The 14,480-nt window shown below is 69.9% G+C and carries 14 protein-coding genes; 8 read left to right on the forward strand and 6 right to left on the reverse strand.

Annotated features, from left to right (window positions below):
• Positions 1-121 precede the first annotated feature (121 nt).
• Together IT306_19285 and IT306_19290 are read right to left on the reverse strand one after the other, a co-directional pair.
• Positions 122-1,003, reverse strand: a complete 882-nt coding sequence (locus IT306_19285; protein ID MCC7370573.1) for an urease accessory protein UreD — start codon at positions 1,001-1,003, stop codon at positions 122-124.
• 144 nt (positions 1,004-1,147) lie between these two features.
• Positions 1,148-2,566, reverse strand: a complete 1,419-nt coding sequence (locus IT306_19290; GenBank protein ID MCC7370574.1) for a glucosaminidase domain-containing protein — start codon at positions 2,564-2,566, stop codon at positions 1,148-1,150.
• Between the two features lie 363 nt (positions 2,567-2,929).
• On the opposite strand from IT306_19290, the gene IT306_19295 reads away from it, so the two are divergent.
• The 7 genes from IT306_19295 to IT306_19325 all read left to right on the forward strand — a co-directional run bounded on the left by IT306_19295 (position 2,930) and on the right by IT306_19325 (position 9,924).
• Positions 2,930-3,133, forward strand: coding sequence for a thiamine biosynthesis protein ThiS (locus IT306_19295; GenBank protein ID MCC7370575.1), 204 nt, complete (start codon positions 2,930-2,932; stop codon positions 3,131-3,133).
• 3 nt (positions 3,134-3,136) lie between these two features.
• On the forward strand, positions 3,137-4,105 hold the full coding sequence (locus tag IT306_19300; GenBank protein ID MCC7370576.1) for an adenine nucleotide alpha hydrolase family protein: 969 nt from the start codon (positions 3,137-3,139) through the stop codon (positions 4,103-4,105).
• A 217-nt stretch (positions 4,106-4,322) separates the two neighbouring features.
• Complete coding sequence (eno, locus tag IT306_19305) at positions 4,323-5,606, forward strand: phosphopyruvate hydratase (GenBank protein MCC7370577.1); 1,284 nt, start codon at positions 4,323-4,325, stop codon at positions 5,604-5,606.
• A 286-nt stretch (positions 5,607-5,892) separates the two neighbouring features.
• Positions 5,893-6,912, forward strand: coding sequence for a type I glyceraldehyde-3-phosphate dehydrogenase (gene gap / locus IT306_19310; GenBank protein MCC7370578.1), 1,020 nt, complete (start codon positions 5,893-5,895; stop codon positions 6,910-6,912).
• Positions 6,912-8,096 (forward strand): phosphoglycerate kinase, encoded by a 1,185-nt coding sequence (locus tag IT306_19315; GenBank protein MCC7370579.1) that lies wholly within the window; start codon positions 6,912-6,914, stop codon positions 8,094-8,096. The genes gap and IT306_19315 overlap by 1 nt, the downstream gene beginning before the upstream one ends.
• Positions 8,097-8,645: 549 nt before the next feature.
• On the forward strand, positions 8,646-9,407 hold the full coding sequence (locus tag IT306_19320) for a triose-phosphate isomerase (protein MCC7370580.1): 762 nt from the start codon (positions 8,646-8,648) through the stop codon (positions 9,405-9,407).
• Positions 9,408-9,534: 127 nt separating this feature from the next.
• A complete protein-coding gene (locus IT306_19325; GenBank protein ID MCC7370581.1) occupies positions 9,535-9,924 on the forward strand; it encodes a hypothetical protein in 390 nt (129 codons plus the stop codon).
• A 145-nt stretch (positions 9,925-10,069) separates the two neighbouring features.
• Here the strand turns inward: IT306_19325 and IT306_19330 are convergent, their stop codons facing one another.
• The 3 genes from IT306_19330 to IT306_19340 form a co-directional block, all read right to left on the reverse strand.
• A complete protein-coding gene (locus IT306_19330; protein ID MCC7370582.1) occupies positions 10,070-10,237 on the reverse strand; it encodes a hypothetical protein in 168 nt (55 codons plus the stop codon).
• Between the two features lie 173 nt (positions 10,238-10,410).
• Entirely contained in the window at positions 10,411-10,935 is a 525-nt protein-coding gene (locus tag IT306_19335; GenBank protein MCC7370583.1) for a uracil-DNA glycosylase, read from the reverse strand.
• Between the two features lie 72 nt (positions 10,936-11,007).
• Positions 11,008-12,615, reverse strand: coding sequence for a methylcrotonoyl-CoA carboxylase (locus IT306_19340; protein MCC7370584.1), 1,608 nt, complete (start codon positions 12,613-12,615; stop codon positions 11,008-11,010).
• A 165-nt stretch (positions 12,616-12,780) separates the two neighbouring features.
• On the opposite strand from IT306_19340, the gene IT306_19345 reads away from it, so the two are divergent.
• Positions 12,781-14,256, forward strand: coding sequence for a PDZ domain-containing protein (locus IT306_19345; GenBank protein MCC7370585.1), 1,476 nt, complete (start codon positions 12,781-12,783; stop codon positions 14,254-14,256).
• Here IT306_19345 and IT306_19350 read toward each other — a convergent pair.
• The gene (locus tag IT306_19350; protein MCC7370586.1) at positions 14,253-14,477 is read right to left on the reverse strand and encodes a hypothetical protein; all 225 of its coding nucleotides are present in this window, start codon (positions 14,475-14,477) and stop codon (positions 14,253-14,255) included. The genes IT306_19345 and IT306_19350 overlap by 4 nt on opposite strands.
• Positions 14,478-14,480: the final 3 nt, after the last annotated feature.

Genomic DNA, 14,480 nt, shown 5'->3' on the forward strand with positions numbered 1-14,480 from the left:
ACCCACGACCCACGACCCACGACCCACGACCCACGACCCACGACCCACGACCCACGACCCACGACCCACGACCCACGACCCACGACCCACGACCCACGACCCACGACCCACGAAACCCCGCCTACGGCTTGTACTCGTGCCCGGCCGCGCGCCCGAACAGCGCGCGCCGCGCCAGCACCAGGATCTTGCGTTGAGCCAGCCGCAACTCGTCTGACCTGCGTGCCAGCACCCGCACGACCAGCCCGACATCGCCCGGCAGCCGGGAGGCCGCCGCCCGGCCGGGCAGGAGCGAGGTCAGCGTGGCGGCCAGCCCCGGCCCGAGCCGCTCGGCCACGCCAGGGCCGATCAGGAAGAAGCTGCCGACGGCCAGCGCATCACCCAGGATGCCGAGCGACAGCGGCGGCTGCTTCCCAGGCTCCAGCCGCAGCGCATCCCGAAACAACACCGCGCCGTCCGGCCGCTGGGCCTGGGTGGTCAGTGCCAACCGCGCATACTGGTGGATCTCGCCCCGTGCGACACGGCCCGCCAGCCAGCAGTCGGCCAGCAGGACGGTGGCGCGTTCGTCCACGGTCACCGCGAGCGTCTGATCCACGTCCGACCCCGCGAACGGGATCAGCGGGTCGGGCCACCACTCCAGCAGGCTGTCGCCGCGTGCCTCCAGCGACAGCTGCTGGCGAATCGGGGCGGCTTCACAGCGGTAGGCCCGCGTGGCGCTCTGGGAGGTCAGGTGGACCCGCGCGCCGTCCCGCACGATGACCGCCATCGTCGCCGTGTCGCCCTGCACGAAGCCGCCCGTCGGCATAGTCACCAGGACGTGCCCCAGCTCCGGCCAGTCGCGCTCGGGGTAGAGCACACGCCCGACGTGGAACGGCACCCGGCAGCGCACGGTCAGCAGCCGCGTCTTGCCCGCCCGCTCGCCGAACTCCAGCCGCAGCTCGCCAACCTTGCCGGCCGTCCCTGGCGGCAACGTCGCGACGGCCGACTCAGGCTGCCGGTCACTCATCGGCCGGCCCGATCGATGATACGCCCCTCACCCCCGCCCCGCTGCGCGGCACAAATATCGGCTTCGCCGACATCATCTCCCGCACGCGGGAGAGCGGGGCGGGGGGCGAGGGGCGCTCTCGGGCGAGACGTAGCGGGGGCAACGTCACTCGCCGTCCCGCACGTCGTAGGCGTACAGGTTGAAGCGGTCCATCAGCTGGATCAGCTTCGGCGCGTAGGCCGGATCGGTGGCGTAGCCGGCAGCGTTGATCGCGTAGGCGAAGGCGCGCGGGTTGGCGCGGACGGCCAGTGCGTCGGCGTAGCGACGGTTGTCGTGGAACCAGTTGCCGTGATCGACAATCGAATCGGCCAGCGTGGTGTACGCCTTGAACGCCGCCAGCACCGTCACGTTCCGCCCGCCGATCACCTCCCAGGTGTTGATCTCGTAGATGCCGGCGCTGCCAGGATCGCGGTACGCCTTGATGCCGAACAGGTTGTTCGCCTCGCGGGTCAGCTTGCTGCGGCCCCAGTCCGATTCGAGGATCGCCTGGGCCAGCGCCACCGAGGCCGGCACGCCGGTCTTCCGCATCGAGGCGCGCGCCCCAGGGGCGATCTTCATGATGAAGTCGCGCTGCCAGTCGGCGGCTCCGGGCGGCTCGGGCAGGATCTCCGGCGCTGGCGCGGACGTGGCGGTCGGCGCAGCCTCGGCTTCGGCCTCGAGGAGCGCGGTGTCGGCCACGGTCAGGGCCAGCGGCTCGCCGGCCGATGGCGGCGTCAGCGCGACCGGCATCGGGACGGTCCCGCCGGCCACCACCAGGATCTGCCCCGCCGTCAGCCGCGCCAGCCCGTCCAGCGCATTGGCCGTGAGGATGTCGGCTGCACGGCTGCCGTAGCGCGCCGCGATACTCTCGACCGTCTCATCGTCCTTCACGAGGTGCAGGACGCCACGCACCGGCAGGATCATCAAGCGCGCGCCGGGCTGCACCTGCTCGGCGTCGTCCAGCCCGTTGTTCCAGAGCAGCGCGCTCACATCCACCCCGAAGCGGATGGCGATCTCCTGGACGGTCTCCCCCTCGCGAACGGCGTACTCGAACGGCTGCACCCCGATGCGCCGCAACCGGCCCGCCCCCGGCTCCAGCGGGCGCGAGCGCGGATCGAGCACGTAGGCGAGGCGCGGATCCATCGCCGGGCGGTCCGCGCCGTCGATCTCCACCGCCAGCACCTCGTGATCGCGCAGACCGTCCAGCGCGATCCTGGTCACGCTCAGCACGGCGTCCTGCCGCCAGAGGCCGGCCGTCGCCAGCATCAAGGCCATCGTCGCCAGCAGCAGCGTTGACCAGGAGGGCGCGCCCCGTTCGAGCGACGCCATCGGGACGGCCATCGTCGAGGCGGACGACAGGCTGACCGCGCCGGCGGCGGTCGTGGCGAGGGCCAGCGACGCCGGCATCGCCACCCGCCGGGCCATCGGCCGGGGCGACCGCCGCCGCGCGAGGGTTGCGCTCCGGCGAAGCTCCCTGGCGCGCGCCACGAGGGCCGCTGGAAGCTGGGTGCGGAGTGCGGTGGTGGTGCAGAGGAGTCCGAGCAAGAGAGCGGGCCTCCAGGTGAGGGGTACGCCAGAAACGAGCGTTCGCGCATGATGCGGGGGTTCCACAACAGCGCGCGGTCACGGAGCGGAGCAGGGTCCGGGAGCGGAGCGAGCCTTATACTACGAAAGCGTCACGACGCCTGGAAGAACCTTCGCCGCGCACCCTGACCAATGTGGGCTGTCTCCGGACCTCACGGCTCGTCACAGCGGTCACACGGCCCGCAACGGTCGTGTCACAACCGTGAACGGCGGCATCACAGAGAAGAACGAACGGGTCACGGCCGGGCCGCGCGGCCCGAGCACGGGCGTCGTGGGCACAGGCGGACATCACACCCCGGACTGCGACCGGGCGGGAGGAACGGCGTGCCGACCATCGTGATGCGGATACCGAAGCGGCGCGAGATCCCGCTGGAGGGCCGCCGCCAGGTCAGCGAGGCGCTCCGCGAGCTCGGCATCGTGCCGGAGACGGTGCTGGTCATCAAGGGCAACCGGCTGCTGACCCGCGATGCCTGGATCGACGGCGACGACGTGGTCGAGGTGCGGCCCGTCATGTCAGGGGGGGCCTAGCCGATGCGCTGCACACGGTGCCGTGACGAGGCGTGGGTCGAGGTTCGGCGGCACAACGCGTCGTACTGCGGCGAGTGCTTCGTCCGCTTCTTTCACGATCAGGTCGAGAAGGCGATCAAGCACGACCGTATGTTCTCGAAGGACGAGAAGATCCTGGTCGCGGTGAGCGGCGGCAAGGACTCGCTGGCGCTCTGGGACGTGCTGCTGGACCTGGGCTACGACGCCGACGGCCTCTACATCGATCTCGGCATCGGCGAGTATTCGAGCACTTCGCGCGAGATGTGCGAGCAGTTCGCCGCCCCGCGCGAGCGCACGCTGCACGTCGCCGGCCTGGACGAGCAGTACGGCGTGACGGTCCCGCTGATCGCCAGCCAGACGCGCCGCGCGCCCTGCTCGGGCTGCGGCCTCGCCAAGCGCTACCTGTTCAACCACGAGGCGTCGACGCGCGGCTACGGGATCGTGGCGACCGGCCACAACCTGGACGACGAGGCCGCCACCCTGCTCGGCAACGTCCTCCACTGGCAGACCGGCTACCTCGCGCGGCAGTCGCCGGTCCTCGAAGCGGAGGATGCCGGGCTGGTCCGCAAGGTCAAGCCCCTCTACCGCCTCTCGGAACACGAGACGGCCGCCTACGCGGTGATCCGAGGCATCGAGTACGTCGTGGAGGAGTGCCCGAACGCCGTCGGCGCGAAGTCGATCCTCCACAAGGAAGCGCTCAACGTGCTGGAGGCGCAGTCGCCGGGGACCAAGCAGGCGTTTCTGTTCGGCTTCCTCGACAAGGGCCGCGCCGCCTTCGCCGCCGACGACCCCCACGAGCTGCGCCCGTGCGTCGAGTGCGAGCAGCCGACCACCACCGAGCGCTGCGCCTTCTGTCGCCTGCTGGCCGAGACGCGTGGACCGAAGCGCCCGTCGGGCCGCCCGCGCCGGCGGGTCCGTCGTGGCGGCGACACGAAGCGGCCGGCGACCGTGTAGGTACCTCACCCCCCAACCCCCTCTCCGCGCCGGAGAGGGGGCAGGGGGTGAGGTTAGCCGCGCGCCAGCCCGTTGCCCTGGTGCGTTGTCCCTGCGAAAGATATGAGCGCTGTCACTCCCTGAATCCGCCCGACGCTGTGCTACCCTTTCAGGCGAAAGATAGCGTGAAACCGTCATCAGGGCCGTCCGGCCCCAAGGCTCGCTGTAGGAGTGGCTGTTGAGCACGATCACCAACGTACGCGGTCGGCAAATCCTCGATTCACGCGGAAACCCGACGGTTGAGGTCGAAGTCACGCTCGACAGTGGGATCGTCGGTCGGGCAGCCGTGCCGTCCGGCGCGTCGACCGGCGCGCACGAAGCCGTCGAGCTACGAGATGGCGATGCCGGCGCCTACGGCGGCAAGGGCGTTCTGACGGCCGTCGCCAACGTGGACGGCGCCATCGCCGAAGCCCTGATCGGCGAGGACGTGCTGAGCCAGGCCGCCATCGACCAGACCCTGCTGGCCCTGGACGGCACCCCCAACAAGGCCGCCCTCGGCGCGAACGCCATCCTCGGCGCCTCGCTGGCCTGCCTGCGGGCCGCTGCCGACGAGGTCGGCGTCTCCCTCTACCGGTACGTCGGCGGGATCTCCGCGCGGACCCTGCCTGTCCCGATGATGAATATCATGAACGGCGGCAAGCACGCCGAGAACAGCTCCGACTTCCAGGAGTTCATGGTCCTGCCGGTCGGCGCGCCCAGCTTCGCCGCCGCCCTCCAGATGGGCGCGGAGGTCTACCACGCCCTGCACCGGGTGCTCCACAAGCGCGGCCTCGGCACCACGGTTGGCGATGAGGGCGGCTTCGCCCCGAGCCTGCCGACCAACCGCGCCCCGCTGGATCTGATCATCGAGGCCATCGAGACGGCCGGCTACAAACCCGGCGACGACGTCGCCCTGGCCCTCGACGTGGCCGCCACCGAGCTGTACAAGGATGGCCTCTATGTCCTCGAGCGCGAAGGCGCAAGCCTCACCGCCGCCGAGATGGTCTCCCTGTACGAAGGCCTCGTCTCCTCCTACCCGATCCTCTCCATCGAGGACGGCCTCTCCGAGGACGACTGGGAAGGCTGGAAGATCCTGACCGAGCGGCTGGGCGCGCGCGTCCAGCTCGTCGGCGACGATCTCTTCGTCACCAACTCCAAGCGGCTCCAGCGCGGCATCGACGAGGACATCGCCAACTCGATCCTGGTCAAGGTCAACCAGATCGGCACCATCACCGAGACCCTGGACACCGTCGGCATGGCCCTCCAGGCCGGCTTCACCGCCGTGATGTCCCACCGCTCCGGCGAGACCGAGGACACGACCATCGCCGATCTGGCCGTTGGCACCAACGTCGGCCAGATCAAGACCGGCGCACCGGCCCGCTCCGAGCGAGTCGCCAAGTACAACCAGCTCCTACGGATCGAGGAGGAGCTGGGCCTCGCGGCGATCTACGCCGGCCGCACCCCCTACGCAGACTTCGAATAGCTGGCACCCCCGGCTCCGAAGCGGCTCGCACGGGCGGCCGCCTCGGGCCTCGACAACGAGTACTCCACCAGGCAGAAGCTGATGGCTCTACGGTCATCCCGCGCGGAGGAAGCTTCCGAACGAAGTCGAGGGATCTTCCGTCTCGATCCGGCTCCCCTGTAAGGGAGATCCCTCCACTCCGCTCGTGCCTCGCCGCGGTCGAGATGACAGATCCGTCGGGTTCAGTTTGGCGGGCAAGCAGCTGACGCGCGCGCCGGCCCAGACCGGTGCAGTTGGGAGGCTTCTGATGGCCAAGGTTCGGGTAGGCATCAACGGGTTCGGTCGGATCGGGCGGCAGGCGCTCAAGAATATCCTGCGGAAGTACGGCGAGGTCATCGAGGTCGTCGCGATCAACGATCTGCTCGACACCAGGACGAACGCCCACCTGTTCAAGTACGACAGCAGCTACGGCCCGCACGCCGGCACCGTCGAGGCGCAGGACACCAGCATCACTATCGACGGCAACGAGATCGCCATCACCGCCGAGCGCGACCCGGCCAACATCCCGTGGAAGAAGCTCGGAGTCGCTGTGGTCGTCGAGTCGACCGGCTTCTTCACGGACGCCAAGAAGGCGAAGGCCCACATCGACGCCGGCGCCAAGAAGGTCATCATCTCCGCGCCCGCCCGCAACGAGGACATCACCGTCGTCCTCGGCGTCAACGAGAAGAAGTACGATCCGAAGAGCCACCACGTCATCTCGAACGCCTCCTGCACCACCAACGGCCTCGCGCCGGTCGCCAAGGTGCTGTTCGACAACTACGGCATCAGCAAGGGCCTCCTGACGACGGTCCACGCCTACACCAACTCGCAGCGTCTGCTGGACGTCGCCACCTCCGACCTGCGCGACGCCCGCGCCGCCGCCCTGAACATCGTGCCGTCCGCCACGGGCGCGGCCCGGGCTGTCGGCCTGGTCATTCCGGAGCTGCAGGGCAAGTTCGGCGGCATGGCGTTCCGCGTCCCGACCCCGACCGTCTCGGTGATCGACTTCACGGCGATCCTCGAGAAGAAGACGGACAAGGACGCCATCAACGCCGCGATGCAGGAGGCCGCCGACGGCGACCTCAAGGGCATCATGCGGTACACCGAGGAGCCGCTCGTCTCGACGGACCTCAAGGGCGACACGCACTCGACCATCTTCAGCGCGATGGACACCCTGATGATCGGCGACGACTTCTGCAAGGTCGTCTCCTGGTACGACAACGAGTGGGGCTACGCCAACCGCCTCGCCGACATCACGGCGTACGTGGCGGAGCGCCTGGAGGCCTGATCGTGAAACGCTCGATCCGCGACCTGGACGTCTCTGGGAAGACCGTCCTGGTCCGGGTCGATTACAACGTGCCCCTCGACAGCGAGGGGCACGTTGCTGATGCGACCCGGATCGTGGCGACGCTCCCGACCATCGCCTACCTCCGCGAGCACGGCGCGAAGCTCGTGCTGATGGCTCACTTCGGCCGGCCGAAAGGTCAGCCAAACCCGAAGTACAGCCTCAAGCCAGTGGCCGCCGAGCTGAGCAAGCAGCTTGGCATCACGGTGCCGCTGGCCCCGGACTGCGTCGGCCCGGAGGTCGTCGCGGCCGTCAAGGCGCTGAAGCCCGGCGATGTCCTCCTGCTGGAGAACGTCCGCTTCCACGCCGAGGAAGAGAAGAACGAGCCGGACTTCGCCCGGCAGCTCGCGGCCCTCGGCGATCTCTACGTCAACGACGCCTTCGGGGCGGCCCACCGCGCGCACGTCTCGACGGCCGGCATCGCGGAGTACCTGCCGTCAGCGGCCGGCTTCCTGATGCACAAGGAGCTGGAAGTCCTCGGCGGCATCCTGGAAAGCCCCAGGAAGCCGTTCGTGGCCATCGTCGGCGGCGCGAAGGTCTCCAGCAAGCTCGGCGTGCTGGAGAGCATGCTCCAGCGGGTGGACAAGCTGCTGATCGGCGGCGGCATGGCGAACACGTTCCTCAAGGCCCGTGGCCTGGAGGTCGGCACGTCGCTGCTGGAGGCCGACCTCGTCGCCACGGCCGCGGACCTTGACACGCGGGCCAAGGAGCGCGGCGTCGAGCTGCTGCTGCCGACCGATGTCGTGGTGACGGCGAAGGTCGAAGAGGGTGCGACGGGCGAGGTGGTGGATGCATCCGCCGTCCCGGCAGACCGCGCCATCGTGGACATCGGCCCGAAGTCAGTGGCGGCCTACAGCGCGGCGCTCGCAAACGCCGGCACGGTCCTCTGGAACGGCCCGATGGGCGTCTTCGAGATCCCGGCCTTCGCCGAGGGCACCAGGGCCATCGCCCAGGTGCTGGCCGCGTCGTCTGCCGTCACGGTGATCGGCGGCGGCGAGTCGGTGGCGGCCGTCGAGCAGCTTGGCCTCGCCGACAAGATGACGCACATCTCAACCGGCGGCGGCGCGTCGTTGGAGCTGCTGGAAGGCAAGGAGCTGCCCGGGGTCGCGGCCCTGGACGACGCCTAGCACGCTGAGTCATCGGTGCTCACTCCGCTCAAGTATCCCGAGCAGAGTGAGCATCTCCATCACCGTCATCCCGAGCCGAATGAACATGCACCACACTCCGTCATCCCGAGCAGAGTGAACATGCACCACACTCCGTCGTCCCGAGCGGAGCGAGCATCTCCATCACTGTCATCCCGAGCGGAGTGAGCTTGCGAACGCAGTCGAGGGATCTTCTTCAAGTCCGGTGTTCAGGTGACCGGGGAAGATCCCTCCACTTCACTCGTTCCTCGCTACGGTCGGGATGACGGACGGGAGGTCGTTTCTCGCCGCGGTCGGGATGACGTCGAGGGTGCGCGTTCCTCGCCGCGGTCGGGGTGACGAGTGGTGTGGGCTCGTTCCTCGCTTCGTTCGGGATGACAGACTCGGCCTGCCGACGCTGATGCCAGGCCCTATTCTTGATCCAAGGAACTGCGTGCGCTGATGCCCGAGCGAGCCGGTTGGCGCAGACCGGTCGTCGTCGGGCCGGGCGCACGCACCGGGCGTCAGATCGCCCGAGAGAGGCTCAGCTTTATGCCTGGCTCGCGCCGCCCGATAGTGGCTGGCAACTGGAAGATGAACACCACCATCGGCGAGGGGCTGGCGCTCGTCGATGCCCTGCTCCCGCTGATCGGCGAGGTCGGCGCGGTGGACCGGGTGGTTTGCCCGCCGTTCGTGTCCCTGTACCCGATCTCGGAGCGGCTGCGCGGCACCGGCCTCCAGGTCGGCGCACAGAACGCCTCCAACGAGCCGAAGGGCGCGTTCACCGGCGAGATCAGCCTCGCGATGTTGAGCGGGCTGGTGCAGTACGTCATCATCGGGCACTCGGAGCGCCGCAGCATCTTCGGGGAGACGGATGAGACCGTCGCCAAGAAGATCAAGGCCGTCCAGGCCGGTGGGCTGCTGCCGATCCTCTGCGTCGGCGAGACCCTGGCCGAGCGCCACTGGGGCGCGACGGAGTCGGTGCTGCGGCGGCAGGTCCACGTCGCGCTCGACGGGCTGCCGAGCATCGAAGGGCTGGTGGTCGCCTACGAGCCGGTCTGGGCCATCGGCACCGGCCGCGCGGCGACGGTCGCCGACGCCAACGAGGGGTGCCGCTTCATCCGCGCCGAGGTCGAAGCGCTCTTCGGCACGGACGTCGCCGCCGCAACCCGCATCCAGTACGGCGGCAGCGTCACGCCGGACAACGCGGCCGAGCTGCTGGCCCAGCCCGACATCGACGGCGCGCTGGTCGGCGGCGCAAGCCTGGTAGCAGCCTCGTTCGCAGGCATCGTCAAGGCGGCAGCCGGGGCCTGAACGACGCCCGCCCTGCGACAGCTTTGTGATGGCAGCGGCCTCTCTAGAACGTATATTCTAGAGAGGCCGCTGGCGCGTCGTGGGGACAGGCTGGCGGCGCTGCTCACCCCGATGGAGGCCTTGCCGCATGATCGCCGCGCCCCCGGATCGCTCAGTCCTCCGCGTCACGCCGCTTCAGGTGCTCCCGGACATCACGCCCACCGTCCGACGCTTCGAGGCGCTCGGGTTCGAGCGGGTTGAGACTGGCGACGACGGCTGCGTCGGGCTGCGGGCCGGCCAGACCGCGCTGATCCTGGCCTCAGCCGCGTTCATGAACGGCGACTACGACGCCCTGTTGACGGACCGGCTGCTCGGGCAGACGGTGCCGTACATCCACGTCGAGTCCGTGGCCGAAGCGAGCCGCCGGCTCGGGCCGGGCGCGCGCGTGCTGCAGGACGTCTGGACGCGCGGCGGCACCCGCGAACTGCTGGTGGAGGCCGACGGCGACCTGCTGATCCTGGCCGAGAAGCTGCTCTGACGGGGCGACGGTCCATCCACGAGCAGAGGAAACCAGCGGATCGGCTCCCTCTGCCCGGTGACAGACCCGGTTCCTGTGCAAAGCATGCGAGACGGCGGGCCGTCGTTGCCCAGTCCCTCTCAGGGAGCCAGGATGGGGCCGCCGCCTACCGGCGCGGCGATGGCACGACCGGCGGCCGACTGGCGTTCGGCGTGTCGTCGCGGATGCCGAGATCGAGCAGGGCGCTCGGGCGGACGCGTTCGGTCGGGCGCTCCTGACCGAGATCGGGTGAACTGGGGCCGCGTATGCTCAGTCGGCCCTTGCGAGCAGCCATCTGACGTGAGCCTCCTGTCTGACAGGTCTGGGGATGCGTCGCCACGGCGAAGCGGCGGCGCACCGGGCTGGGATGAGGTACTCCCATTCTAGGAAGGCCGCCCGCCGGCATCAGTCGCCGCTGCGACACGGCTTCGTCACGCCAAGACCTCTGTCAAGCTCCCGAAGCCTCGGTCAAGCTCCCCCGAGCAGCGCCGCCAGCGCCCGGTAGTCCGCCGCCTGCTGCTCGAAGGGCCGGCGCGCCAGCGCGCGCGGACCAGGATGGTAGAGCGGCACGAGTTGTCGCCCGTACCAGTCAACCGGGACGCTCACATCCCGCGCCAGCACGCGATCGTGCGCCTCGATCAGCCTGAGTGCCTCCAGCGCCGCCCGCCCCAGACTCACGACCCAGGCCGGGCCGAGCAGGTCGATGGTCCCGCGTAGATGCGCTGAGCAGGCACGCACTTCGGCGGCTGTCGGGCGGTCGTTGCGGCCATCCGGCCGGCGCGGATTGCACAGCACCGCGTTCGTCACGAAGACGCGGCTCCGCTCGATGCCGGCCGCTGCCAGCAGCCGCCCGAAGGTCCGACCGGTCTGGTCGCCGGTCAGCGGCACGCCCGTGCGGTCCGCCCCGAGCCGGCCGGGCGCTTCGGCCACGAACAGGATGCGGGCATCCAGCGGCCCGTTCCCCTCGCCGATGGCCCTGGTGCGGCCCTCCATGCGAGGACACACGCCGCAGGCCCGCGCCCGCTCCACCAGCGCCTCGAATCGTTCAGCCCGCGATCCGGTCACTCAGATCCGCAGGACGCCGAACGTCGTCAACGAGATCGGCGCGTTCAACGCCGCCGAGATCCCCTGCGCCAGCACCGCCCGCGTGTCCAGCGGATCGATGATCCCATCATCCCAGAGGCGGGCCGTGCTGTAGTATGGGCTGCCCTCCTCCTCGTAGCGCTCCACGATCGGCGCAACGAACGCCGCGCGCTCCTCTGGCGACAGGTCGCCGCCCCGCTGCCGCAACTGCTCTAATCGCACCGTCAGCAACACGTTCGCCGCCTGCTCGCCGCCCATCACCGACGTGCGACTGTTCGGCCAGAGCCACAGTTGCCGGGGGCCGTACGCCCGCCCGCACATCGCGTAGTTGCCCGCCCCAAACGAGCCGCCGATCACGACCGTAAACTTCGGCACGGCGGCGTTCGCCACGGCCATCACCATCTTCGCGCCATCCCGCGCGATGCCCCGCTGCTCGTACTCGCGGCCCACCATGAAACCGGTGATGTTCTGCAAGAAGATCAGCGGCGTCCGACGCGCGCAGCACAGCTCGATGAAGTGCGTCGCCTTGAGCGCGCTCTCCGAGAACAGGATGCCGTTGTTCGCGACGATCCCGACCGGGAAGCCCATGATCCGCGCGAAGCCGCACACCAGTGTCGTGCCGTAGCGCGCCTTGTGCTCGTCGAACTCCGAGCCATCCACCAGCCGCGCAATCACTTCGCGGACCTCAAGCTGCTGGCGGGCGTCGCGGGGGATCAGCCCGTACAGGTCGTCAGGGTCGGCCAGCGGCGGGCGCGCTGGCTGCACCTCCCATGGCTCGGACTTCTGCGCCGTCAGGTTGCCCACCAGCCGCCGCGCGATGCCCAGCGCCTGCTCGTCGTCCTCGGCGAAGTGGTCGGCCACGCCCGAGAGCCGCGTGTGTACGTCCGCACCGCCGAGATCCTCGGCGCTCACATCCTCGCCGGTGGCGGCCTTCACCAGGGGCGGCCCGCCCAGGAAGATCGTGCCCGTCCCCTGCACGATGATCGACTCGTCGCTCATGGCCGGCACATACGCCCCACCGGCCGTGCAGGAGCCCATCACCACGGCGATCTGCGCGATGCCCTGTGCCGACATCTGCGCCTGGTTGTAGAAGATCCGGCCGAAGTGGTCGCGGTCCGGGAAGACCTCGGCCTGGAGCGGCAGAAACGCCCCGCCCGAGTCCACCAGGTACAGGCACGGCAGCCGATTCTGCGCCGCGACCTCCTGCGCCCGCAGGTGCTTCTTCACCGTCAGCGGGTAGTACGTGCCACCCTTGACCGTCGCGTCGTTCGCGACCAGCATCACCTCGCGCCCGCTGACCGTCCCGATGCCCGTCACGATGCCGGCCGAGGGCGCTTCACCGCCGTACTGGTCCCAGGCCGCCAGTGCGCCAAGCTCCAGAAACGGCGTGCCCGGATCGCAGAGCCGAGCGATGCGCTCGCGGGCCAGCAGCTTGCCGCGCGCCCGGTGGCGCGCCACCGCCGCCACGCCGCCGCCGGCCTGCACGGTCCGCAGCCGCTCCCGCAGCTCGGCCGTCAGCGCCCGATTGTGGGCCTCGTTCTGGCGGCTCGCCTCGGCGGCCGGATCGAACGACGAACGGAGGACGGTCATGACGGGGAGAGCGTACCACGCCGCCGGCCTCACACCCTTTTTCGCTGGACGCCACCCAGACGTCGGGGCCGAGCCGGAATCTCGCACGTCCGCGCCCGGGGCGCTCGCTATAATCCAGGACGAGCAGGTTCGCGAAGGCCTGCCTCGTTCTAGGAGGCGCGCACCGTGCCCACACCCACCGCGTGGCGTGCAGGCTGGCTCCGTGTGGCCGCACGTGGCGTGGCCGTGGTCACCATCGCTGCGCTGGTCACCGGCTGCTCGGCCGCGAGCAGCGCCCAGTCCGGCAACACGCGTGCCAGCACCCAGGACGAGACCGCCGCCCCCAAACCCTCCCAGAGCGGCGCGGCCACGGGTACGGTGCGCGGCGCGGCGCCGACGGCCGCCACCAACAACGGGCTGATCCCCACGTCCGAGCTGGCGAACGTCTACCAGCAGATCGTCCAGCGGTACCCCGGCCCGGTCGATCCGTCCCAGATCGTCGAAAGCGCGGTGGCCGCTGTCCACGAAGCGGGCGCCCAGGCCAACGCCCTGCCGCTCGATCTCGCCCCCATCGACCTCCTGCCCGCCCCGGTCGGCGATCCCGCCCGTGACTGGTCGGCGTTCGCGCGCGGCTACGATCTGATGGTTGCCAAGCACCCGGCCTGGGCCGCGCAGAGCCGGCCAGACCGCGCCATCGTTCGGGGGATGCTGGCGGCGCTGCAGGACGACGCGGCCCAGTTGCTGGATCCAACGGACCTCGTCGTCACCGGCGAGACGCGGATCACTGGCGTCGGCGTCATTATGTCGAAGCCCGGCCCGACGGACCCGCCCTACGTCTCCGAAGTGTTTCGGAACAGCCCGGCCGCCGGCGCTGGCCTCCGTCTGGGCGACCAGATCGTCGCCGTGGACGGCAACCCCACCAACAACCTGAGCGTCTCACAGGTCTCGGCGATGGTGCGCGGCCAGGAAGGCACCGCCGTCACGCTCTCGATCATGCGGGGCGCCCCGCCGCCAACCGACGTTCGCATCCGTCGCGCCCCCGTAGACACCCCGCCCATCGACGTCAACGTGCGCCAGGATGGCCTCGCCGTGATGCGCATCCGCAGCTTCACCGAGGGCACACCGGAGTTCGTGCAGCGGCTGCTGGTGACGGGCCGCAATCAGGGCATCCGTGGCTGGATCCTCGACCTGCGCGGCAACTCGACGGGCACGCCCGAGACGATGGCGCTGGTGGCCCTCAACTTCCTGGAGAACCGCCCGGTGGCGTACGCGGTGGACCGCAACGGTCAGCGCATCGCCCTGCAAGCGCCGGGGCGGTCTGCCGCCGGCCGGGTGCCGTTCGCCGTGGTGGTGGACCGTGGCACGTCGTCGTGGGCCGAGGTCTTCACTGCCTCGGTCAAGGAGTACCGGGCTGGCCCCGTGGTCGGCGCGAAGACCGCCGGCACCGTCGGGCTGGTGACGCAGCAGCTCTCAGACGGCTCGGCGTTCCAGATGACCGTCGCGCGGATGCAGACCCCGAACGGCACGCCCATCGACAAGCAGGGCGTGGTGCCAGATGTGGAGGCCGTCGCCCAGGTGGCGGACCTTCAACAGGGCGACGATCCGCCGGTCCGGCGGGCCGCCGAGCTGTTGGCGGCCAGGCCGGTCCAGGTGATGCGTTAGGCGGTCGTCGCGGCGTCGCTGGCGGCCGTCGAGCCGTTCCGCGCGATCACCGAGCGGATCTCCTCGCGCAGCTCACGCACCAGTTGACGCGTCTCGTCCAGGATCGCCTCAGAGCGGCCCTGCGCCATGCCCAGGTCCGTCGGGATGCGCTCCTCCTGGAAGAAGTCGTACGCCATCTTCAGCCCGAAGCCGATCAGGACACCAAACAGGAACTTCACCATACC

The sequence above is a fragment of the Chloroflexota bacterium genome, assembly GCA_020850535.1.
In the GTDB taxonomy this organism is placed as follows: Bacteria; Chloroflexota; UBA6077; order UBA6077; family JACCZL01; genus JADZEM01.